Annotated in this window: 23 protein-coding genes and 2 pseudogenes; 10 read left to right on the top strand and 15 right to left on the bottom strand. The window is 65.3% G+C overall.

Translation table 11 applies throughout. The annotated features are described in order from the left end of the window. The 5 genes and pseudogenes from NUU27_RS20185 to NUU27_RS20205 all read left to right on the top strand — a co-directional run. Positions 1 to 698: pseudogene (locus NUU27_RS20185) on the top strand (helix-turn-helix domain-containing protein); the annotation flags it as partial. Between the two features lie 38 nt (positions 699 to 736). Continuing rightward, complete coding sequence (locus NUU27_RS20190) at positions 737 to 1366, top strand: glutaminyl-peptide cyclotransferase (RefSeq protein ID WP_257764008.1); 630 nt, start codon at positions 737 to 739, stop codon at positions 1364 to 1366. Between the two features lie 37 nt (positions 1367 to 1403). Continuing rightward, on the top strand, positions 1404 to 1832 hold the full coding sequence (locus NUU27_RS20195; protein WP_257764009.1) for a hypothetical protein: 429 nt from the start codon (positions 1404 to 1406) through the stop codon (positions 1830 to 1832). 118 nt (positions 1833 to 1950) lie between these two features. Further along, positions 1951 to 4761, top strand: a complete 2811-nt coding sequence (gene uvrB, locus NUU27_RS20200) for an excinuclease ABC subunit UvrB (RefSeq protein WP_257764010.1) — start codon at positions 1951 to 1953, stop codon at positions 4759 to 4761. Between the two features lie 239 nt (positions 4762 to 5000). Then, a complete protein-coding gene (locus NUU27_RS20205; RefSeq protein ID WP_257764011.1) occupies positions 5001 to 5354 on the top strand; it encodes a DUF1428 domain-containing protein in 354 nt (117 codons plus the stop codon). Between the two features lie 132 nt (positions 5355 to 5486). Here the strand turns inward: NUU27_RS20205 and NUU27_RS20210 are convergent, their stop codons facing one another. From NUU27_RS20210 to NUU27_RS20230, 5 genes are all read right to left on the bottom strand, one after another. After that, complete coding sequence (locus tag NUU27_RS20210; RefSeq protein ID WP_257764012.1) at positions 5487 to 5852, bottom strand: YciI family protein; 366 nt, start codon at positions 5850 to 5852, stop codon at positions 5487 to 5489. An 88-nt stretch (positions 5853 to 5940) separates the two neighbouring features. Further along, positions 5941 to 7446 carry a SpoVR family protein gene (locus NUU27_RS20215; RefSeq protein WP_257764014.1) on the bottom strand — a complete coding sequence of 502 codons (1506 nt, stop codon included), beginning with the start codon at positions 7444 to 7446 and terminating at the stop codon, positions 5941 to 5943. Next, complete coding sequence (locus NUU27_RS20220) at positions 7439 to 8761, bottom strand: YeaH/YhbH family protein (protein WP_257764015.1); 1323 nt, start codon at positions 8759 to 8761, stop codon at positions 7439 to 7441. The genes NUU27_RS20215 and NUU27_RS20220 overlap by 8 nt, the downstream gene beginning before the upstream one ends. 25 nt (positions 8762 to 8786) lie before the next feature. Next, entirely contained in the window at positions 8787 to 10721 is a 1935-nt protein-coding gene (locus tag NUU27_RS20225) for a PrkA family serine protein kinase (RefSeq protein WP_257764016.1), read from the bottom strand. A gap of 126 nt (positions 10722 to 10847) precedes the next feature. Continuing rightward, on the bottom strand, positions 10848 to 11768 hold the full coding sequence (locus NUU27_RS20230; RefSeq protein ID WP_257764017.1) for a LysR family transcriptional regulator: 921 nt from the start codon (positions 11766 to 11768) through the stop codon (positions 10848 to 10850). A gap of 101 nt (positions 11769 to 11869) precedes the next feature. On the opposite strand from NUU27_RS20230, the gene NUU27_RS20235 reads away from it, so the two are divergent. After that, the gene (locus NUU27_RS20235; protein ID WP_257764018.1) at positions 11870 to 12436 is read left to right on the top strand and encodes a dihydrofolate reductase family protein; all 567 of its coding nucleotides are present in this window, start codon (positions 11870 to 11872) and stop codon (positions 12434 to 12436) included. 20 nt (positions 12437 to 12456) lie between these two features. Here the strand turns inward: NUU27_RS20235 and NUU27_RS20240 are convergent. Then, positions 12457 to 12908: pseudogene (locus NUU27_RS20240) on the bottom strand (Lrp/AsnC family transcriptional regulator). A gap of 256 nt (positions 12909 to 13164) precedes the next feature. Here NUU27_RS20240 and NUU27_RS20245 point away from each other — a divergent pair. Further along, positions 13165 to 14160 (top strand): nucleoside recognition domain-containing protein, encoded by a 996-nt coding sequence (locus NUU27_RS20245; protein WP_257764019.1) that lies wholly within the window; start codon positions 13165 to 13167, stop codon positions 14158 to 14160. Positions 14161 to 14225: 65 nt separating this feature from the next. Here the strand turns inward: NUU27_RS20245 and NUU27_RS20250 are convergent, their stop codons facing one another. The 8 genes from NUU27_RS20250 to NUU27_RS20285 form a co-directional block, all read right to left on the bottom strand. Continuing rightward, positions 14226 to 14648, bottom strand: coding sequence for a DUF1801 domain-containing protein (locus tag NUU27_RS20250; RefSeq protein ID WP_257764020.1), 423 nt, complete (start codon positions 14646 to 14648; stop codon positions 14226 to 14228). Positions 14649 to 14659: 11 nt separating this feature from the next. Further along, positions 14660 to 14881 carry a hypothetical protein gene (locus tag NUU27_RS20255; protein WP_257764021.1) on the bottom strand — a complete coding sequence of 74 codons (222 nt, stop codon included), beginning with the start codon at positions 14879 to 14881 and terminating at the stop codon, positions 14660 to 14662. Then, complete coding sequence (locus NUU27_RS20260; protein WP_257764023.1) at positions 14878 to 15306, bottom strand: DUF1801 domain-containing protein; 429 nt, start codon at positions 15304 to 15306, stop codon at positions 14878 to 14880. The genes NUU27_RS20255 and NUU27_RS20260 overlap by 4 nt, the downstream gene beginning before the upstream one ends. 73 nt (positions 15307 to 15379) lie before the next feature. Further along, positions 15380 to 15793 (bottom strand): SRPBCC domain-containing protein, encoded by a 414-nt coding sequence (locus NUU27_RS20265; protein ID WP_257764024.1) that lies wholly within the window; start codon positions 15791 to 15793, stop codon positions 15380 to 15382. After that, positions 15790 to 16116, bottom strand: a complete 327-nt coding sequence (locus NUU27_RS20270) for a helix-turn-helix transcriptional regulator (protein WP_257764025.1) — start codon at positions 16114 to 16116, stop codon at positions 15790 to 15792. Before NUU27_RS20270 ends, NUU27_RS20265 begins: the two co-directional genes overlap by 4 nt. Before the next feature lie 80 nt (positions 16117 to 16196). Beyond that, positions 16197 to 16670 carry a VOC family protein gene (locus NUU27_RS20275; protein WP_257764026.1) on the bottom strand — a complete coding sequence of 158 codons (474 nt, stop codon included), beginning with the start codon at positions 16668 to 16670 and terminating at the stop codon, positions 16197 to 16199. A gap of 57 nt (positions 16671 to 16727) precedes the next feature. Beyond that, entirely contained in the window at positions 16728 to 17033 is a 306-nt protein-coding gene (gene clpS, locus NUU27_RS20280; protein ID WP_257764027.1) for an ATP-dependent Clp protease adapter ClpS, read from the bottom strand. Positions 17034 to 17240: 207 nt separating this feature from the next. Next, positions 17241 to 18344 carry an autotransporter outer membrane beta-barrel domain-containing protein gene (locus NUU27_RS20285; protein WP_257764028.1) on the bottom strand — a complete coding sequence of 368 codons (1104 nt, stop codon included), beginning with the start codon at positions 18342 to 18344 and terminating at the stop codon, positions 17241 to 17243. Between the two features lie 300 nt (positions 18345 to 18644). Here NUU27_RS20285 and NUU27_RS20290 point away from each other — a divergent pair, with 300 nt between their 5' ends. Then, positions 18645 to 18869: a hypothetical protein gene (locus NUU27_RS20290; RefSeq protein WP_257764029.1), complete on the top strand. Its 225-nt coding sequence runs from the start codon at positions 18645 to 18647 to the stop codon at positions 18867 to 18869. Positions 18870 to 19093: 224 nt separating this feature from the next. Here NUU27_RS20290 and NUU27_RS20295 read toward each other — a convergent pair whose 3' ends face one another. Then, complete coding sequence (locus NUU27_RS20295; RefSeq protein ID WP_257764030.1) at positions 19094 to 19327, bottom strand: hypothetical protein; 234 nt, start codon at positions 19325 to 19327, stop codon at positions 19094 to 19096. Between the two features lie 274 nt (positions 19328 to 19601). On the opposite strand from NUU27_RS20295, the gene NUU27_RS20300 reads away from it, so the two are divergent. Both NUU27_RS20300 and NUU27_RS20305 read left to right on the top strand, forming a co-directional pair. Next, positions 19602 to 19922 carry a BA14K family protein gene (locus NUU27_RS20300; protein WP_257764031.1) on the top strand — a complete coding sequence of 107 codons (321 nt, stop codon included), beginning with the start codon at positions 19602 to 19604 and terminating at the stop codon, positions 19920 to 19922. Positions 19923 to 20434: 512 nt separating this feature from the next. Beyond that, complete coding sequence (locus NUU27_RS20305) at positions 20435 to 20677, top strand: DUF1344 domain-containing protein (RefSeq protein WP_257764032.1); 243 nt, start codon at positions 20435 to 20437, stop codon at positions 20675 to 20677. Positions 20678 to 20772 lie beyond the last annotated feature (95 nt).

Consider the following 20772-nt stretch of genomic DNA (forward strand, 5'->3'; position numbering starts at 1 on the left):
CGGCGCGCGCGGCAGGCATCCCGGCGCTGGTGGCGGAGGTCGACAATGCCGGCCTGGCGCTCACCGCGCCGGCGGCGCGGCTGATCGGCGGCGGCACGGAGCGCCTGCTTCTTCTCGACGAGGTCGAGGCGCTGCTGTCTTCCGGGGCATTCGTCGTCGACGGCTGCCGCAACCTCGTGCGGAAGGCCGGTGCCGTGGTGCCGCTGGCGCGGCGACCGGTGCTCTTCGCGCTGGCGCAGGCCCTGGCAGAGGCCTGGCCGGGCGACGCGTCGCGCAGCGCGCTCCTCGCCCGTGCATTTCGCGCCAGGCATGTCGACGAATCGCATCGCGCGCGCCTGCGCGTCGAGATCGGGAGGTTGCGCGGAGCGTTGGAACCGCTGGCCGGCATCACCGCGACGGAGGGCGGCTTCGCGCTGGTTCCGCATGCGGCGCAGCGGGTGGTCGTGCTGGCACCCGCGGTCGACGACCGGCATGCGACGGTGCTCGCCCTGCTCGCCGACGGCGAGGCGTGGTCGAGCTCGGCGCTCGCCCTGGCGCTCGGAACCAGCCAGCGCAGCGTCCAGCGGGCGCTCGACGCGCTGGCGGCAGCGGGAAAGGTCGAGTCCTTCGGTCGCGCGCGGGCGCGCCGCTGGGTCACTCCGCCGGTGCCCGGATTCCCGACAACCTTGTTACTCCCGGCTCCCGTCCCGGGTGTGTAGGCTTTGTCCATCGAAAGAACTCAGCGAGGACAAGAGAGATGAAACGAGCACCAGCAGAAATCATCGGCGAGTATGGCCCGTTCCCCGGCATCGATGCGGTGCACGGCATCACCTATGACGGCCGTCACGTCTGGTTCGCATCGGGCGACAAGCTCAATGCCCTCGATCCGGCAAGCCGCAAGACCGTGCGCTCGATCGACGTTTCCGCCAATGCGGGCACCGCCTTCGACGGGCAGCATCTGTTCCAGATCGCCGAGGACAGCATCCAGAAGATCGACCCGCAGAGCGGTCAGGTGATCGCCTCCATTCCGGCGCCCGATGGCGGCAGTTCGGGCCTTGCCTGGGCCGAGGGCGCGCTGTGGATCGGCCAGTATCGCGACCGCAAGATCCTGCAGCTCGATCCCGAGACGGGCAAGGTGCTGCGCACCATCGAGTCGAACCGTTTCGTGACCGGCGTGACCTGGGTGGATGGCGACCTCTGGCACGGCACCTGGGAGGGCGGCGAGAGCAGCCTGAGGCACATCGATCCGGAGACGGGAGACGTTCTGGAACAGCTCGATATGCCGCCGAACATGGGCGTGTCCGGGCTCGAGTCGGACGGTGGCGACCGCTTCTTCTGCGGTGGCGGCGACAGCGGAACGGTGAGGGCGGTCCATCGTCCCACATGAGGTGGGGCGCAGCGACAGACGGTGCGGAAGGACGGATATGAGTTTCGCGATCAAGACCGAAATCCCTGACCTGGCGGCCGCATCGTTCACGTTCACCCGGCAAAAGACCATGTATGGCGGCAAGCAGATCGCCGCGGGTGACACGATTTTCCTGTTCGCCAGCGAGAACGAGGGCGGACAGGGCCTTTTCGCGCGCGGTGTCGTCACCGCTGCGCAGGCGCTCGCCAGGCAGCCCGGCATCGCCCGGCAGACGCCGCGGGTGGACCTTTCGGTCAGACGCACCGCGCTTGCGCAACGGCCATTGGGCCGCGGCGAGCTCAAGCGCTTCAGCGCCTGGGACGACGGCCGGCCCGAGACCGAGCTGAACTTCAAATTCTATCGTCAGGCGACGAACAAGATCGTCGGCCTCTCCGACGAAACCGCCTCCTATCTGGACCGATTCTTCGAGGACACTGCTGAGATTTGACGTTCGTCGATCCTCCTGACAACCTTCTGTCAGGAGCAGCGTGCCGCCGTCCGTCCGGCCGGGGATTCATCGGTCTCCACCCCTTCCCATTTGCCCCGCGGCATTCCATATTCGGCCCATGGCCAAAACACCCGATCACAAGAATGGCGGCTTCGCCGAAGCCCCCCAGCCGGAGCTTTCGGGCGCGCCGCTCTCCGGCTCCGTCGCCGACTGGGCCGAGGAGATCGAGCGCGAAGCCGGGAAGGCGCCGAAGGCGAAGAAGCCGAGCAAGATCCCCGGACGCTCCTCGTCCGCGTCGAAGACCGCACGCGGCACCTCCATGGGCGGGGCGGCGTCGGCCCGCGAGCGCGCCGCCGCGGGCCTGATGCCGGTCGCCGGCCTCGACGTCACGCTGGAGGAGGCCGAAGGGCTCACCTCGTCGGGGGTCACCGCAACCGTCGCTGCGCTGTCGAGGCTGATCGAGGGCGGCGATCCGAACCTGAAATCCGCATGGACCCCGCATCGTCCGCCGCGCCCGGAAAAGTCGGAAGGCGGCATCGCCCTCGATATGGCGACCGAGTTCAAGCCTTCCGGCGACCAGCCGACGGCGATCGCCGATCTCGTCGCCGGCGCCAACGAGAACGAGCGCACCCAGGTGCTCCTCGGCGTCACCGGATCGGGCAAGACCTTCACCATGGCCAAGGTGATCGAGGAGACGCAGCGTCCGGCGCTCGTCCTGGCGCCCAACAAGACGCTGGCCGCCCAGCTCTATGGCGAGTTCCGCTCCTTCTTCCCGAACAACGCCGTCGAGTATTTCGTCTCCTACTACGATTATTACCAGCCGGAGGCCTACGTCCCGCGCTCGGACACCTATATCGAGAAGGAAAGCTCCATCAACGAGCAGATCGACCGCATGCGCCACTCGGCGACGCGTTCGCTGCTGGAGCGCGACGACGTCATCATCGTCGCCTCGGTCTCCTGCATCTACGGTATCGGCTCGGTCGAAACCTACACGGCGATGACCTTCCAGATGCAGGTCGGCGACCGGCTCGACCAGCGCCAGCTCCTCGCCGACCTCGTCGCCCAGCAGTACAAGCGGCAGGACATCAATTTCGTGCGCGGCTCCTTCCGCGTGCGCGGCGACACGATCGAGATCTTCCCCGCCCACCTGGAGGACCGCGCCTGGCGCATCTCGCTGTTCGGCGACGAGATCGAGGCGATCACCGAATTCGACCCGCTGACCGGGCAGAAGACGGATGATCTGAAATCGGTCAAGATCTACGCCAATTCGCACTATGTGACGCCGCGCCCGACGCTCAACCAGGCGATCAAGGGCATCAATGCGGAACTCAAGCAACGCCTCGCCGAGCTGGAGCGGGCCGGCCGCCTGCTGGAGGCGCAGCGCCTCGAGCAGCGCACGCGTTTCGACCTGGAGATGCTGGAGGCAACGGGTTCCTGCGCCGGCATCGAGAACTATTCGCGCTATCTGACCGGGCGGGCGCCCGGCGAGCCGCCGCCGACGCTGTTCGAATACATTCCCGACAATGCCCTCATCTTCGTCGACGAGAGCCACGTCACCATCCCGCAGATCGGCGCCATGTATCGCGGCGACTTCCGGCGCAAGGCGACGCTTGCCGAATACGGCTTCCGGCTTCCCTCCTGCATGGACAATCGCCCGCTGCGCTTCGAGGAGTGGGACGCCATGCGGCCGGCCACGATCGCCGTCTCGGCCACTCCCGGCGGCTGGGAGATGGAGCAGGCGGGCGGCGTCTTCGCCGAGCAGGTCATCCGCCCGACCGGGCTGATCGATCCGCCGGTCGAGGTGCGGCCGGCCAAGACCCAGGTCGACGATGTGCTCGGCGAAATCCGCGCCACCGCCAAAGCCGGCTACCGAACGCTCGTCACCGTGCTCACCAAGCGCATGGCGGAGGATCTGACCGAATATCTGCACGAGCAGGGCGTGCGTGTGCGCTACATGCATTCCGACATCGACACGCTGGAGCGCATCGAGATCATCCGTGACCTGCGTCTCGGCGCCTTCGACGTGCTGATCGGCATCAACCTGCTGCGCGAGGGTCTCGACATTCCCGAATGCGGGCTCGTCGCCATTCTCGACGCCGACAAGGAGGGCTTCCTGCGCTCCGAGACCTCGCTGATCCAGACCATCGGCCGCGCGGCGCGAAACGTCGACGGCCGGGTGCTGCTCTATGCCGATCAGATCACCGGCTCCATGGATCGCGCCATGCAGGAGACCAGCCGCCGCCGCGAAAAGCAGATGGCCTACAATACCGAGCACGGCATCACGCCGGCCTCCATCAAGAAGAACATCGCCGACATCCTGGATTCGGTCTACGAGCGCGATCATGTGCGCGCCGATATCGGCGGCGCGGGGGCGAGGGGCGAGGACCTGAACAACCTCGTCGGCAACAATCTCGCCGCCCATCTGGAACATCTGGAAAAGGCGATGCGCGATGCCGCCGCCGATCTCGACTTCGAGGAGGCGGCCCGCCTGCGCGACGAGATCAAGCGCCTGCGCGAGACCGAGCTTGCCGTGATGGACGATCCACTCGCCCGTGACGCGGGGATCGAAAACACCAAAGCACGCCGCCGCGACAAAGCGCGGGGTGGGGCCCCCCGGCAACAACCACGCGCGGGTGCATCTGGTGGGCAGACGGCTCAATCCCTCTTCCATAAGCCCGATCTGGACGAGATGGGCACCGCCGGCGCGCATGCCGTGCCGTCGGGCCGCAGCCTGTTCCGCAAGAACACGCTCGACGAGATGACCGTCGGACGCACCGAAAAGCCGATCGGCCGCACGCCGCCGGCCAAGCCGGAGGACGAGGCCAAGCCGGTCAGGCGCGGCAAGATCGGCCTCGGCTCCTATGAGGACCCGGCCGAGGAGCGCCAGCGCAAACGCCGGTCCGGAAAGACCGGCCGTCCGGGGCGCTAGCACATTTCCGGTTTTGGCTGAGGCGGTCCCTCAGCCTCACCTTTCCCGCAGGCAGGTGCAGGGCAAATCCATATGCGATTGCCCTGCTGCCAGCGGAGAGAAGGGGCCTTGACCTTTGGCGCCACCTCCACCCGCGTCACCAGCTCGAAGCTCAGGGCCGAAAAAAATCCGATGTCTGTCGGAACGCATGGCCCGGCTTCGTCCTTTGGCAGTCATCGTGCAACCCAAGGAGTTTTCCCATGTCCTATGTCGATGGTTTCATCCTCGCCGTTCCGAAAGCCAATCTCGAGGCCTACAAGGAGATGGCCCGCACCGCCGACGCGGTGTGGAAGGAGTATGGCGCGCTTTCCTGTGTGGAGGCGATCGCCGACGACGTGCCCTATGGCGAGCTGACGTCCTTCCCCCGCGCCGTCCAGGCGACCGACGAGGAGACCGTCATCTTCTCGTGGATCGTCTACAAGGATCGCGCCAGCCGTGACGAGATTAACAAGAAGGTCATGGCCGACCCGCGCCTCAAGGGCGACGGATGGAAAGAGGTCTTCGACGGCAAGCGCATGATCTTCGGCGGCTTCGTGCCGTTCCTGGAGATCTGAGCGGTTCCGGCCGCTCTTGGGACGGGCCGGAAACCGTCAACCGTCACCGGTGGGCATCAGCTCTTCCGGGCGCGCAGCCTTTTGGTTTCCGCATTCATGCGGATGTCGGGTGAGTCCACCTGCTGCAGATTGCTATAGCGGCGCGCCCGCGCGATAGAGTTGGATCGGCCGGATTTCATAGACGGCGGTCGGATTGACGCGGCGCAGCTCGCGCGCCGCCGCCACCGCATCCTCCAATGTCGGGCCGTTCACGATGTAGAAGCCGAGCAACTGTTCCTTCGTCTCGGCAAAAGGCCCGTCCACGATCATGCCGTCGCCGTTTCCCCGCAGGGTCACGGCGGCGTCGGTCGGGCCGAGACGCGCGGCGGGGCCGAGGCGGTTGTCGCGGATCAGGCGGTTGTTGACCTCGAGGAGTTCGGCCATCAGCGCCGCATCCTCTTCCTCGGTCCAGGATTCGACCACGCCCTCCGCATGGTAGGCCAGTATGGCATAGAACATCCAGTCCCTCCCTGTGTGTCCTCATGTTGCTGCAAAGCCGGAGCCGGTTTTCGGACAGCACAGTGCCCCAACCCTCCCGCCGGCTTCATTACGCGGGGTCCGTTTCCTCGAGCTCGACCTTGTATCCCCAGAGCCGCTCGACATGCTTCAGCGTCGCCTCCCGACTTGTGGCGTCGAGCGGCACGCCGTCGCGCCGCATCGCCCGCATGTGCAGGCAGCGGTCCCCCAGAAGGTCGGCGTCGACGACCTGTATGTCGGGCTCGAGCGTGGCGACGTCGTGGTTGCGGGCAAGGATGTCCCGCAGGTGCCGGTAGCCGCGCGCATCATGGATGCCGGTCACCGTGTACTGCGTTTCGTTGGCGACATCGGACAGGGCGAACATGCGGAACCGGCGCATCACCGCCGGGCTGAGGAACTGCTGGATGAAGCTTTCGTCGCGGTAGTTCGCCCAGGCATGCTTGAGCACGTCGCGCCAGTCGCCCTTGCCGGCAATGTCGGGGAACCATTCGCGATCCTCGTCGGTGGGCTCGTCGCAGATGCGGCGAATGTCCTGCATCATCGCAAAGCCCAGCGCATAAGGGTTGATGCCCTGGAAGCGGGGATCGTCGAAATCCGGCTGGGTCAGCACGTTGGTGTGGCTGTGCAGGATTTCCAGCATCGCCCCGTCGGTCAGCCGCCCCTCGGCGTGCAGCGTGTTGAGGATGTGGTAGTGGACGAAACAGGCGCAGCCTTCGTTCATGACCTTGGTCTGCTTCTGAGGATAGAAATACTGGCCGACATTGCGGACGATGCGGAGGATCTCGCGCTGCCAGGACTCCAGGACGGGGCTGTAATGCTCCAGGAAGTAGAGCAGGTTCTCCTCCGGCAGCCTCATCTCGCGCTTGCGTTCGAGCAGCGCCGCATCCCGCTCCCGCTCATCGCCCGGGCGGTTCGGGATGGTGTTCCACAGATAGTAGATGTTCTGCTCGGCCGCCGCACGCCGCCGCTGGCGCTGCTCTTCCGCCTCGCGCAGGGAGGGCTGCCGGGGGCGGCGATGCCGGAACACGCCCGAAGGCATCAGCGCATGGGCGGCATCGAGCACCGTCTCGACCTCGTCGACGCCGTGCTGCTCCTCGCAGCGCGCGATGTAGCGGCGCGCATAGTCGAGATAGTCGAGGATGCCCTCGGCATCTGTCCACTGCTTGAACAGGTGGTTGGACTTGAAGAAATGGTTGTGCCCGAACGCGGCATGGGCCATCACCAGAGCCTGCAGCGGCATGGTGTTTTCCTCGAGGCAGTAGCTGATGCACGGATCGGAGTTGATGACGATCTCGTAGGCCAGCCCGCGCGCTCCCTTGCGGTAGAGCCGCTCGTGGGTGAGGAAATGCTTGCCGAACGACCAGTGGTGGTACATCAGCGGCATGCCGATCGAGGAATAGGCATCGAGCATCTGTTCTGACGAGATGATCTCGATCTGGTTCGGATAGACGTCCAGCCCGAGATCCTTCCGCGCCACCTCTTCGATCGCGTCGTAGGTCCGCCGCAGCGTGTCGAAGTTCCAGTCGGCCTCATCGAACAGCAGGGCGGATCTGGAGCGCCGGGAATGCTCAGCCATTTTTTTCTCCAGCATGGCTGCGCGCGAAGAGTTCGCGGAAGACCGGGTAGATGTCAGAGGCCTTGGAGACGCGCTTGCGGGCGAAGTTGGGCCAGATGTCGGCCACCTGTCGATAGGCCTCCCAGAGCTCCATGCCGCTCGCCTCGCTGTTGATCAGCCGGGCTTCCTCCTCCTCGACGATCTCGATATAGGCGAAGTACTGGCAGATCCGCATCAGCTCCTGCGACAGGATCGTCGCGCATTTCGCCGAATCGCCGCCGAAATTCTCGCCGTCGGAGGCCTGGGCCGCATAGATGTTCCATTCCGAGGGCGGATAGCGCTCGTCGATGATCTGCTTCATCTTGACGAGCGCCGTGCTGACCACGGTGCCGCCCGTCTGGCGCGAGTAGAAGAAGGTCTCCTCGTCCACCTCGCTCGCGTCGTGGGTGTGGCGGACGAAGACGATGTCCGTCTTTTCGTAGCGGCGGTTGAGAAACAGGTGCAGGAGCACGAAGAAGCGCTTGGCCAGGTCCTTCTCGCGCTCGCCCATCGAGGCCGACACATCCATGAGGCAGAACATCACCGCGTTGGCGTTCGGTTCCGGCTGCTGCTCGAAATAGCTGTAGCGGACGTCCAGCGGGTCGATATAGGCGATCACCCTTCGCCGCCGCATCATCTCGTCGCGCTCGGCCCTAAGGGCGATCAGTTCTTCCCGCTGCTCCTTCGTCGGGGAGGAGACCAGCTCCAGCAGGAAGATCCGGTTCAGCAGTTCCCGCGCCTCCTTGTCCTTAGGGCGCCGCAGCCCGATCCGCCTGCCGAACGCGTTGCGCATCGTCCGGGCCACGTTGATGTTGGCGGGCGATCCGGTGATGGAATATCCGGCCCTGTGCGGGTGGGTGCGGGTGATCTCCTTGAGGCTCTGCTTGACCAGGTCCGGCAGTTCCAGATCCTCGAAGAAGAAGTCGAGGAATTCCTCGCGCGACAGCGCGAACAGGAATTCGTCCTCACCCTCTCCATCCGGGGAGCCCTGGCGCCCGGCGCCGCCGACGCCGCCACTCGGCGGCTTGTCGATCTTGTCGCCGGCCCGGAACGTCTTGTTGCCAGTGAAGATCTGTTCGCGCCGGCCTCCTTCGCGCGCCGGCTGGAAGCTCGGCTCGGTAACGCCGTCACTGGGAACGGAAACGCTTTCGCCACGATCGACATCGGCGATGCCGCGCTTGCGCACGGCCTCGTCGACCGCCCTCTTCACCTGCACGCGCACCCGCTTGAGGAAGCGGCGTCGGTTGCTCAGGCTCTTGTCCTTCGGGTTTAGGCGGCGGTCGACGAAATGAGCCATCCTGCGTTCTGCCTCCGAAGGGGGATCACCCCGCCTTGTTCACACGCATGTACCACTCGACCAGCCGACGCACCTGACGCTTGGTGTAGCCGTGCCCCGTCATGCGCTCGACGAACTCATTGTGCTTGGCATCGGTCTTCTTGTCGCGTTTGGCGCCGAAGCTGATCACCGGTAAAAGCTCCTCGACCTGGCCGAACATGCGCTTTTCGATGACCTGCCGCAGCTTCTCGTAGCGGCGCCAGTCGGGGTTCTGGCCATGGTTCTCGGCGCGGGCCCGCAGGACGAACTTCACCACCTCGTTGCGGAAGTCCTTCGGATTGGCGACGCCGGCCGGCTTCTCGATCTTCTCGAGCTCCTTCTCCAGCACCTCGCGGTCGAAGATCTGTCCCGTGTCGGGGTCCTTGTAGTCCTGCTCCTCGATCCACGCATCCGCATAGGCGATGTAGCGGTCGAACAGGTTCTGGCCGTAGTCGGCATAGGATTCCAGATACGCCTTCTGGATCTCGTTGCCGATGAACTCGGCGTAACGCGGCGCCAGTTCGGTCTTGAGGAAATCGAGATAGCGGCTCTCCGTCTCCTCGTCGAACTGCTCGCGGCGGACCGCCTGTTCGAGCACATACATGAGATGCACCGGATCGGCGGCGATCTCCTCCGTGTCGTGGTTGAAGGTTTCCGACAGGACCTTGAAGGCGAAGCGCGTCGAAATGCCGGTCATGCCTTCGTCGACGCCGGCGGTGTCGCGATATTCCTGCAGCGACTTCGCCTTCGGGTCGGCATCCTTCAGCATCTCGCCGTCATAGACCCGGAGCTTGGAGTAGAGCGTCGAGTTCTCGTGCTCGGCGAGCCTTGTGAGCACGCTGAAGCGCGCCAGCAGTGGCAGGGTCTCGGGCGCGCAGGGCGCGTCGGCGAGGGCACTGTCGCTGAGGAGCTTCTCGTAGATCTCCGCTTCCTCGGTGGAGCGCAGGCAGTAGGGCACCTTGACGACGCTGATGCGGTCGAGAAAAGCCTCGTTGTTCTTGTTGTTCTTGAACTGGTACCACTCGGATTCGTTCGAGTGGGCCAGTATGAGGCCCTGATAGGGGAACGCGCCGATGTTCTCCGTGCCGATATAGGAGCCTTCCTGCGTCGCCGTCAGCAGCGGATGCAGCACCTTGATCGGCGCCTTGAACATCTCGACGAATTCCATCAGCCCCTGGGTCGTGCGGTTGAGCGCGCCGGAATAGCTGTAGGCGTCGGGATCGTTCTGGCTGAAATGCTCGAGCTTGCGGATATCGAGCTTGCCGACCAGCGAGGAGACATCCTGGTTGTTCTCGTCGCCGGGCTCGGTCTTCGTCACGCCGATCTGGTGCAGCCGCGACGGGTGGAGCTTGACGATGGCGAACTTGGAGATGTCGCCGTCGAATTCGTCGAGGCGCTTCGCGGCCCAGGGCGAGATCAGGCCCGTCAGCAGGCGTCTGGGGATGTTGTACTTGTCCTCCAGCAGGTCGCCCATGCGTCCGGCGTCGAACAGGCCGAGCGGGGATTCGAAGATCGGGCTGATCTGGTCGCCGGCCTTCAGCGCATAGATCGGCTCCTGCTCCATGAGCTGCTTGAGGGTTTCGGCGATGGTCGACTTGCCGCCGCCCACCGGGCCCAAAAGGTAGAGGATCTGCTTACGCTCCTCCAGGCCCTGGCTGGCGTGCCGGAAGAAACCGACAATACGCTCGATCGTCGCCTCCATCCCGTAGAGGCGCTTGAAGGGCGCGTATCGCTTGATCGTCCTGTTCATGAAGATGCGGCCGAGGCGCTGGTCCTGACTGGTGTCGATGACCTCCGGCTCTCCAATCGCGGCCATCATTCGCTCGGCCGCTGTGGCGCGCATCAATGGGTTGTCCCTGCATCCCAGCAGGTAGTCCTGGATCGACAGCTCGTCCAGGTTTCTGTGCCTGTAGTCCTCGGCGAACCGCGTGTAGATCTCCATCTTTCAACACCCGTGGTTGGGTTCAGTCGGCAATAATGGCTACTGAAACTAAGATGGGGTCTGAATTTTCTGTGGCAATTCAAACTTTCGCGTAACACGCGTTTTTATTTACCGTAGGCCCGATAGTCACAACTTTTTCACCGTCCGGTCCGGCTGGGCGGCGAGCACCCGGCGCAGGTGATCGGCGAGATGATTTGCGATCGCCCGGGTCTTGTTGCTCCTGTAGCGGCCGCCGACGGTGACAAGATGAACGGGAATGTCGTCCCCTTCGAAGCGCTGGAGCACCCGCACGAGGGCGCCCGAGCGCAGGTCGTCCGCCGCCTGGTAGCTGAGCACCCGCGCCATGCCACGGCCGTTTCGCGCCGCCTCGATCTGCACCTCGATATCGTTGGACAACAGGCGTGGCTCGACCGCCAGGGTCTCGCTTCGCCCTCCCGCCGGAAAGGACCAGGCCGGCCGCCCGGCGCGCGGGGATTCGGCGATGATCGCGTGGCCGCCGAGGTCTTGCGGCTTCTGCGGCACTCCCCGTTCGGCGAGATAGGCGGGGCTGGCCACGACAATCCAGCGGACGCCGCCGACGCGCTGGGCGCGCAGGCTGGAATCGGGCAGGGCACCGAGACGGATCGCGACATCCAGCCCGTGCTCGATGAAATCGAGGTGGCGGTCGTCGAGCAGGAGCTCGGCGGTGACCGCCGGCCATTCCAGCAGAAAAGCGTCGAGTGCAGGCGCCACGTAGCGCCGGCCGAACAGCACCGGCGCCGTCAGGCGCACGAGGCCGCGCAGGGGCGCCGCCGGCGGTGCGGCTGCAAGCGCGCGCCAGGCTGCCGTCATTCCGATTGCCGCCTCATAGGCAGCCCGGCCGGCCTCCGTCACCGCAAGGCGCCGGGTCGTGCGGTCGACAAGACGCCGGGACAGCCGGTCTTCCAGTTGTGCGAGGGCGCGCGTCACCGAGGCCGGCGAGCGCCGCAGGCGCGCGGCGGCTGCGCGCAGGCTGCCGCTTTCCACCACGGCGATGAAGACGTCGAGTTCGTCGATCCGGTCCGACATTGTTGCAAAGCTTGAAATTATAACTTCCAGACTTGGCCACTATCCGCCAAGTCGCGAAACAATACAATCGCGGCATTGCAACAAGGACAGGAGCGCAGCCAATGCCTGCAAAGATTGTCGCAACGCAGTATATCAGCCTGGACGGGGTCATCGAGGATCCGGTCGGCATGGAGGACACGGGGCTCGGGGACTGGACGGGCGATTACAGCCGTGGTCCGCAGGGCGACGCGTTCAAGGAGCGTGAACTGTTTGAGGCCTCGGCGCTGATCCTCGGCCGCCGCACTTATGACGGCTTCGCCGCTGTCTGGCCGAGCGTGACCTCGGCCTATGCCGACCGCATCAACGCCATGCCCAAATATCTGGCCTCGCGCAGCATCGCGCGGCCAGACTGGAACAACACCCGGCTGCTGGCGGGGGACCTGGCGCAGGAGGTGGCCGACCTCAGGGAACAGCTGTCGGGGACGATCCTCATCTTCGGCAGCGCCAGCGTCTGCCACGCGCTGTTTTCCGCCGGCCTGATCGATGAGCTCAGCCTCCTGCTCTATCCCGTCGTCCTCGGTCGCGGAAAGCGGCTCTTTCCCGACGGCCCAGAAGGCAGCTTCGCGCTGCTTCAGGCCATTCCCTTCAATGACGGGCTGCTGATGCTGCGCTACGCCCGCAAGGCGTGAGCGGAGCGGGGACCGGTGCGCTACAGCGGGATGGCGGTCGTCTCCTTGGCCGTGCGGATCACGAACATCGTGTAGTAGCGGGCGACATTGGTATGGTCGCGGAACAGGCGCTCGCACAGCGCGTCGAACTCCTCCATGTCGGCGAGACGCAGGATCAGCACGGCGTCGGTCTCGCCGCTCACGCTGTAGGCCTGCATCACCGCCGGCTCCTTGACGACGAGGTCGAGAAAGCGGCGCATGTGCTGCTCTCCGTGCCGCTCCAGCTCCACCGTGACGACCGCCTTCACGGCCTGCCGGTCCTGGCGGGATTGAGCAATGCGACGATGCGGTCGACGATGCCGGCCGCCCTCAGTCGCCGCACGCGGCGCAGGCAACTCGAGGGAGACAGCCCGACCGCGTCGGCCAGGGCGGCGTTGGTCCGCGAAGCGTCCTCCTGCAGGAGGGTGAGCAGCTTCCTGTCGATCCGGTCCACCATGTTCCTCCGTTTTGGCGCATGCAATTTTATTGCACGGAATCGCATATTTTGACCACAAATGCGAACCGGCCCGCGCTATAGCGGTTTGCAGCCGGGTGGCACGCCCGGCCACCGCATCAACCAGGAAAAACAAGCAGATCGTTCACCCTGACCCGGAAGCGGCGCATTCGCGCCGGGGGGCCTGACACGCGCGATTTCAGCGCGGCCGGCCGGCCCCGTTTCCGCAAACGGCGATCATTATGGAGACCTCGACATGACGGTGCGCGCGGCCCTCTACAGGAAGACGATCGAGACGATCGGGATCTATTGGGAGCTGGTGCGCATCATCGTTCCGGTCACGGTGGCGACGCAACTCCTTCAGGATTTCGGCGTCATTCGTGCGGTCTCGCCGGTCTTCGCCCCGCTGATGAAGCTTGTCGGGCTGCCGCCGGAACTGGCGTTTACCTGGCTGACGGGGTTGCTGGTCGGAATGTGGGGCGCGGTCGTCACCGTCTTCGCGCTGGTCCCTGTCGCCGCGATGAGCAGCGCGGACATGACGGTCCTTTCCGCCTTGCTCCTGTTCGCGCACGCCATCCCGATCGAGCAACGCATCATCCAGAAGGCGGGTCCGAGCTTCGTCGTCACCACGGCGCTGCGCATCGGCGGCGGCCTGCTTTTCGCGGTCATCCTGCACCAGATCTTCGCCGCCACCGGATGGCTGTCCGGGCCGCTCGATCCGTCCTGGGTGCCGATGAGCGAGAGCGTCGGGTGGGGCGGCTTCGTGCTCGGCACGCTCGAGACGCTGGCAACCATGTTCGTCATTCTTCTGGGGCTGAGCTGGTTGATCGAGCTGTTCAGGCTCTCGGGCATCCTGTCCTTGCTGAACCGGGGCCTCGAACCGTTGTTCGCCCTGGCGGGAATCCGCGCACAGACCGTTCCCTTCACCGCGGTCGGCATGTTTCTCGGCATTTCCTATGGCAGCGCGCTGCTCATCCGCGAGGCGCGCGCGGGAAGCATCGAGCCGCGCCAGGTGTTCCTGGCCTGCGTCTTCATGGGCTTTGCCCACGGCATCATCGAGGACACGCTGGTCGTCGTTGCGCTGGGCGCCGATCTCACCAGCGTGCTCGCGGGCCGCCTGGTCTTCGCCGTCCTCGCCACGGCGATCATTGCCCGGCTGATCGCCTCGGCTTCGGACGGAACCTTCTTCAAGGTGCTTTTCCGCGGGGAGGGGCGCAAGCCCGTCTCCTCGGAGTCCGGTCTCGGCGGCTGAAGGCTTCCGGCGAATTTATGCGGGAGGCGGGCGGAAAACCGCTTCACGGTTTTCCCTATCCTGCTCTACGGGGTCCAGCCGGGCAGGGCGGCCGCCTGCCGGACCCACGAGGCGAACTGCTCCTCGTCGAACGGCTCGTCCTCGCGGATGTCGAGATAACGGACCTCGGGGTGCTTCGACGTGCCGGGCGGCGGGGGCCGCAGCGACGCGCCGGCGAAGAAGGTCACCTTCACGTATTTCGTGAAACAGTGAAAACTGAGGAACCAGCCCTTGCCCTCGACGCCATAGAAGGGTGAGTTCCATCTGACCGCTTTCTGCACGCCGGGCACGGCGGCGGCGATGAGCGCGTCGAGGCGGCGCCCGAGGCCGCTCTTCCAGCCCGGCATGGCGGCGATATAGGCCGCTACCGGCGCTTCGCCGTCGCCCTTCGGAATCTGCGGGTTGCCGCCCGAAAGCAGCTTCGGCGTCGGGGATTTCCCATCGGCCATGGTCTTTCCTCCTATCCGCTGGCGCGCTGTCTGCCGCGCCAGTTCACCGCATAGGGCAGGACGAACATGTAGAGGCCGGTGGCGAGCAGCAGGAAGAGCGGCGGCAGTGGCGAATAGACCACCCAAGCCGGAGGCTCACCCTGGCTCATGGCGACGAAGTTGGCGATGACGGTCGTCGTGAAGACGATCGCCGTCCAGCGGTGAATTTGCCTGATCCAGAGGCTCGCGTTCATTTTGCCCTCCTGCGCGAGCGGGCCGCCCGCTCGGCAGCGGCGGATGTGTTCAGCGCGACGGCGGCGCGTACGAGCGCCTTCAGCGCTTCCGCATCGATCTCCTCGCCGGCGCGGAAATCGATGGCGCGCCGGGTGTTGCCTTCGAGGCTGGAGTTGAAGAGACCGGTCGGGTCTTCCAGCGAGGCGCCCTTTGCAAAGGTCGTCTTGACCACCTGCTTGTAGGTCTCGCCGGTGCAGATGATCCCGTCATGCGACCACACCGGCACCCCTCGCCATTTCCATTCCTCGACCACGTCGGGATCGGCTTCCTTGACCAGGGCGCGGATACGGGCGAGCGTCTCGCCGCGCCAGTCTCTTAACTCTGCGATTCTTCCGTCGATCAGTTGCGAGGCGGTCATCGCGTTTCCGGTCCCGGCATCGCTCATGGCGTATCTCCTTCGTCTTCCGCTTCGACGGCGCCTGCGCCATCGAACATCGGTTCGGTTCTTGGCCGATGCGTCAATCCATGCGCTCCAGCAATTCCTCCAGCGCCGTGAGGAAGCGCGGCCAGCCGGCCTTGGCGCCCTGGTAATAGGGCTGCTGATCGGGCCGGAAGCCAGTCTGCTCCATGCGCAGGCGGGTCCCCGTCTCCGTTGGCTCGAGCGTCCAGGTGACGACGCTTTTCAGATCCTTGGTGTCCCACGCATAGGAGAGCACGCGGTGCGGCTCGACCGTCCGCACCTCGCCTTTGACGCCGCCCCAGTCGGCGCTGAAGTTGAACCGGCTGCCTGTTTCGGGTGTGAAGTCGTTCTTCATCAGCCATTCCTCGATCAGGTGCGATTGGGTGAGCGCCCGCCAGATCTTTTCCGGCGGATGAGCGATCAGGCGCTCGACGACGACAGAGAGCGTTTCGGTGGTGGTGGTGTTCGTCATTGGTCCATCCTGTTGAGCAGATCTTCGAGATCGTCGAAGCGGTTTTCCCAAAACCCGGCCATCTCGTTCGTCCAGTCGATCAGCGGCGTCAGGGCGGCCGGCTTGGCACTGTAGTGCGTCTGCCGGCCCTCGTGCCGGTCGTGCACCAGCCCGGCCCGCTTCAGCACGCCGAGATGCTTCGAGACCGCCGGCTGCGAGATTCCGGCGCCGGCCGTCAGCATGCCGACCGTCAGTTCCCCGTCGCGGCACAGCCGCTCGAAGAGGGCCCGCCGCGTCGGGTCGGCGAGCGTCCTGAAAAGCAGGTCATGCGATTGCGGCGTCATGATTCATAACTCGTTGGCTATGAGTTGATTTATAACTGACGAGATATGAATAAGTCAAGAGGGCGGTCGGTGAACGTCCGTCAGCCGCGCCGCGCCGCCTCGATCGCTGCGACATCGATCTTGCCCATGGTCATCATGGCATCGAAGGCACGCTTTGCTTCCCCGCCGCCGGCGGCCAGCGCATCCATCAGCACGCGCGGCGTGATCTGCCAGGACACGCCCCATTTGTCCTTGCACCAGCCGCACGCGCTCTCCTGGCCGCCATTGCCGACGATGGCGTTCCAGTAGCGATCGGTCTCCTCCTGGTCCTCGGTAGATATCTGGAACGAGAAGGCTTCGTTGTGCTTGAACTCCGGGCCCCCGTTGAGGCCGAGGCAGGGAATGCCCGCGACGGTAAATTCAACCGTCAGGACGTCGCCCTCCTTGCCGGACGGGTAGTCGCCGGGTGCGCGGTGCACGGCGGTCACGGTGCTGTCCGGAAAGACTTCGGCATAAAAGCGGGCGGCTTCCTCGGCATCCCTGTCGTACCAGAGGCAGATCGTGTTCTTCGCCATTTGCGTGCTCCTTTCGCTTTGAATCTTTCGGGTCTCGGTGCGCGCCATGCGCGCCGTTCACGTTTCGGGCTCCGTCTCGAAACGCAGCGGATAGCCCTCGCGCTTTGCCATGTCGGTCGCCCGTCTTGCCTTGGTCTCTGCGATGTCCCTCGTGTAGACGGCGACCACGCAGACGCCGCGCAGGTGCGCGGTGATCATGATGCGATAGGCCTGATCCTGGGTGATGCGGAACTCGGCCTTCAACACCTGCACCACAAAGCTGCGCGGCGTGTAGTCGTCGTTGAGCAGGATCACCTTATGGAGGCGCGGCCGCGCCAGCTTGGGCCTGGTCCTGATACGTGGCTTGGCTGCCTGGTCGCTCATCGGCAAACCCTCTCGGAGCGCGCTGGGGCAGGAAAAGTCTGGCACGCCGAGGACGATCCGTCCATCTTTGCCGCTCGTCGACCGCCAGGGGGGCGCCACGCGGCGCGTGGTCGGCATGCCGGCGCTCCAAGCCGCATGGCATCATGTGACCGTGGCGTGAATGCGGGGAAGCAACGAGATCGAGCATCCAGAGGGACGCGTGGCGATCTAGAAACGCAGCGTGAAGCGGGCCTTCAGGGTCTGCTCGGGGGAGCCGGAGGCGGCGCCGGCCGAAAGGCCGTAGTTGGCCTTCACCGTGGCATGCGGGTTCACCTTCCAGTCGAAGCCCGCCGTCGCCGCGAAACGTGCCTGCCGGTCGAGGCGATGGCGGTCGTCGAGTGTGGCGCCGGGATGTTCGGTCTGCGTGCGGGTGAGGCTCCATTCGACGCCGGCATGCGGGCGGACGTGCCCGCGCTGCGTCGCCCGCTTCGTTTCGCCGCGCAAGCCGAGCGAGACCTTCGCGGCCTCGGTGCCGCAGCCGTCGGTGGCGCCGTCGAACCGTGTGCGCGACACGGTGCCCTGGCCGTAGCCGCGCAGCTTCAGCGTCTGACCGTCGCGCCCGCCGACATCGACGGCGCGGCTTGCCCGCAGCATGGCGAAAACGCGGTCGCCCGCCGCGGCCGGCGGCCTTTCGCCGGTCATCGCACGGCCCGAGAAATCGCTGCGTGCGCCGCCCAGCGCGAAATCGAGATAGGTCTGCGGCGTCGTGAAGATGGTGCCGTAGAGCGTGGTGGTGAGGGTGCGCGCCTCGTAGGTGAGGTCGGTCGAGAGCGGCGAGCGGTCATAGGCAAGCCCCACCGCGTTGCCGATCAGCAGGCGCGGGCTTATCCGCAGATCGGCGCCGAGGGCGAGGCCCTTGCTGCTGAGGCCGGAAGCGCGCGGATCGTTGCTGCGCGCCTCGCTCAGTTCCGCTTCACCGCCCATCCAGCCGGCGAGACGCGGCGTGCGGCGCAGTTTTTCGGGCGCCATCACCTTGCGCGTGTCGAGCAGCTTGCTATGCACGTCCGTTCCCGTGCCGCGCTTGATGCGCAGGCGGACGAGGCTCGCGGCAGCGTTGCCGCCGGCGCCGCGCAGCTCGCGCGTGTTGTTCAACCGCTCCTCGAGGATCGAGAGCTGGCGCGTTTCACTGGCCGCAGCGCGCGCCGACTGCCGGTCGAAGATCGCCGTCATGTCATAGCTGTCCTGTGCCAGCGCGGCGGGCGCGGCAAACAAGGCTGCGGCGGCTATGGCGAGCCACGTCGCCAAAGCGGCGAGGTGTTGTCGAAACGGCATTTCTGGAGGCTCCGGCGTTTCGTCTCGGACGAACCCAGTGCCGAAGATACGGTCTTTATTTCATAACGCAATGTTTTGTGAGGTAACAATTTGTTTTCATCAGGCGGTGTGGTCGAATTGCCATAGAATGTGTGGCGCTGAGCTTCGCGAAAACTGCCGATTCCGGTTTCCAGGCCGGTGCGTTTTAGCTTTTGCGCTCAGATGAAGTCGCCTGACGTCCCGCAAAACGCGAAAAAGAAGATTGGGCGTCCTTGCGCAGCGCCCACGGGGGTGCCACCAAATCCGACGAACGGAGCTGCTATGAAGATTGTTTTCTACGTGCTGGCCGCGCTCGCCTTCCTGGCACCGCTCGTCCTGTGGGCGGCTCTCACTTCCGCCATGTGCGGCCACAATCCATCGTCGGGATGCCGGATCGGTCTCGACGATTTCATGGATGCCGAGTTCGCTGCCCTTGCCGCGCTGCCCTGGGGGCTGGCGCTCATCTTCGTGTTGCTCGCCTTGCAGCTTGGGCGGCGGGCGCCGTAGAGCGCCGTGCGTCCTTTTGGATGCACAAAAAGGACACTCTATCTTCTTGTTTTTCCACATAAATGCTATAGCGGCAGAAAACCCCGTCGCACCGTTCTGGAAAGTGGCACGGCAACTCTTGCTCGCGCACCGGTAGGCGGCCCCTTCGGGGCAGGCGCGGTGCCGCTCGATCTCTTTGATTTCTGCAGTTTCAAGCGGAGTCACGGCTCCGCCTGTTCATGTGCCTACGCGTTCAGCGGCGTTCCGCCGTCCAGCCCCGCCTGAACCAGGTTCAGGGGCATGCGGCGTCCGTCGGCCCACGAGCGCATCACATGTCCTGCCACGCGTTCGCGCGTCTTGCGGTCGCTCCGCCCGATGCCGAGTTCGCTGCAAACGGCCTCGATGGCGCTTTCCATCGCGGCCATGTCCTCGGCGTCATAGATGCCGGCGCGGATACGTGGTACTCGAGACTTGGCCATCCTTCCGGCCCTCCTCTGCCGTGCGAGAGATCCGGCCGGCGTGCGTTACCTCCTGTGCCGCCGTCCACCGTCACCTCGCCCATTTACGGTAGCACGTTTATTTCCCTTGTCTATTATGGCGAATCTTTGTTGCCGGCGCGCAAGCGCCCCGTCCGGCAGCGTTTTCTCCTTCCGCGAAAAAAATCTCAGCCGCCCGTGAACCATTGTCGGGTTCACCGCGACCCAAGGTCATCGGGCGGCCGAGAGGGCCGGCCTCATCGCCAAGGAGGATCACATGATCTTGAATCGCACCATCAGCGCCGGCCTGCTGGCGGCCACCGTCGTCGTCACCGCGCTTTCCGGCGCCACCACCGAAAGCCGCGCCGGCAGCCTGTCGCCGGGCGAGGCGGCCGCCATCGCCGGGCTCGGCGGGTTCATCGTCGGCGGGCTCATCGCCGATTCCCGCAACCGCTACTACGGCCCGGCGCCGGTCTACGGCCGCGCCCATGCCTGGGACCGTCATGTCGCCCGTTGCTACGCCCGCTATCGCTCCTACGACGAATACAGCGACAGTTATCTCGGTTTCGACGGTTATCGCCACCGCTGCCGTCTCTAGTGGTTTGACCCACTGGAGCAGCTTCGCAATCCGCAACCGCAAACGAAAGGAGGTGTGAGGCAGTTGGCGGATGGCCGCTCTCCTCCCGCTTTCCCTATCCGTGGCGGCCACCCGCGGGCCGGCGTTTCCCCTTGCGCCGGCCCATTCTCACGTGTCTGTGGCGCCCGTTAACCGGAATTGATCGGGCGCTTATCCGGCAGGCTTCTCCCGCCGCGGTTCGTGATCGGTGTTTCGCCGAAATGGGGCGATGCCGTGCCCTGGTCGCATTCGCGACACAGCCCCGACGCGCCGCAGTTTCCTGCTTCTGTGCCGTTCGCCCGGCGAAACGGCCGGTGGTGCATCGATTGCGGCATTGCTGGGGCGTGAACCGTGTTTGCCCCCGTCATCCTGTTTGATTTGAGAACGGCGGGCGGCCGGCTCTACCTTCCTTCCTGCCGGCCTGGTTCTCAACGCTCCCCCCAAAGCCCTGCAGGAGGGCCGGGCCGGCGAACCTCAGTCAAAGGGAGTTCCCCATGAGAAAGATCCTTGCAGCGGTTGCCGCCGTCGGCTTCCTCACGCTTTCGGCCTATGCCGCCGAGGTGGAGGGCACGGTGCAGACGGTGGACCCGGCGACCCGCACGATCGCCCTTGATGACGGCACGGTCTACACCGCCGGCGAAAGCGTCGACCTTGCCAGCGTCACGACCGGCGCGAAGGTGAAGCTCACGGTCGACGACACGACCAACGAAGTCACCGCCGTCGAAGTGCAAATGTAGCCGCGCGCTGCAACGGCAGCGGCAAGCATCGGGAGCCGGTTTGCCTCAGGCACGAGCCGGTTCCATGGCTTTCAGCGTCCCCGCGCGTCCAGAAG

Origin of the sequence: Nitratireductor sp. ZSWI3 (assembly GCF_024655565.1) — a bacterium.
Classification (GTDB): Bacteria; Pseudomonadota; Alphaproteobacteria; order Rhizobiales; family Rhizobiaceae; genus Nitratireductor.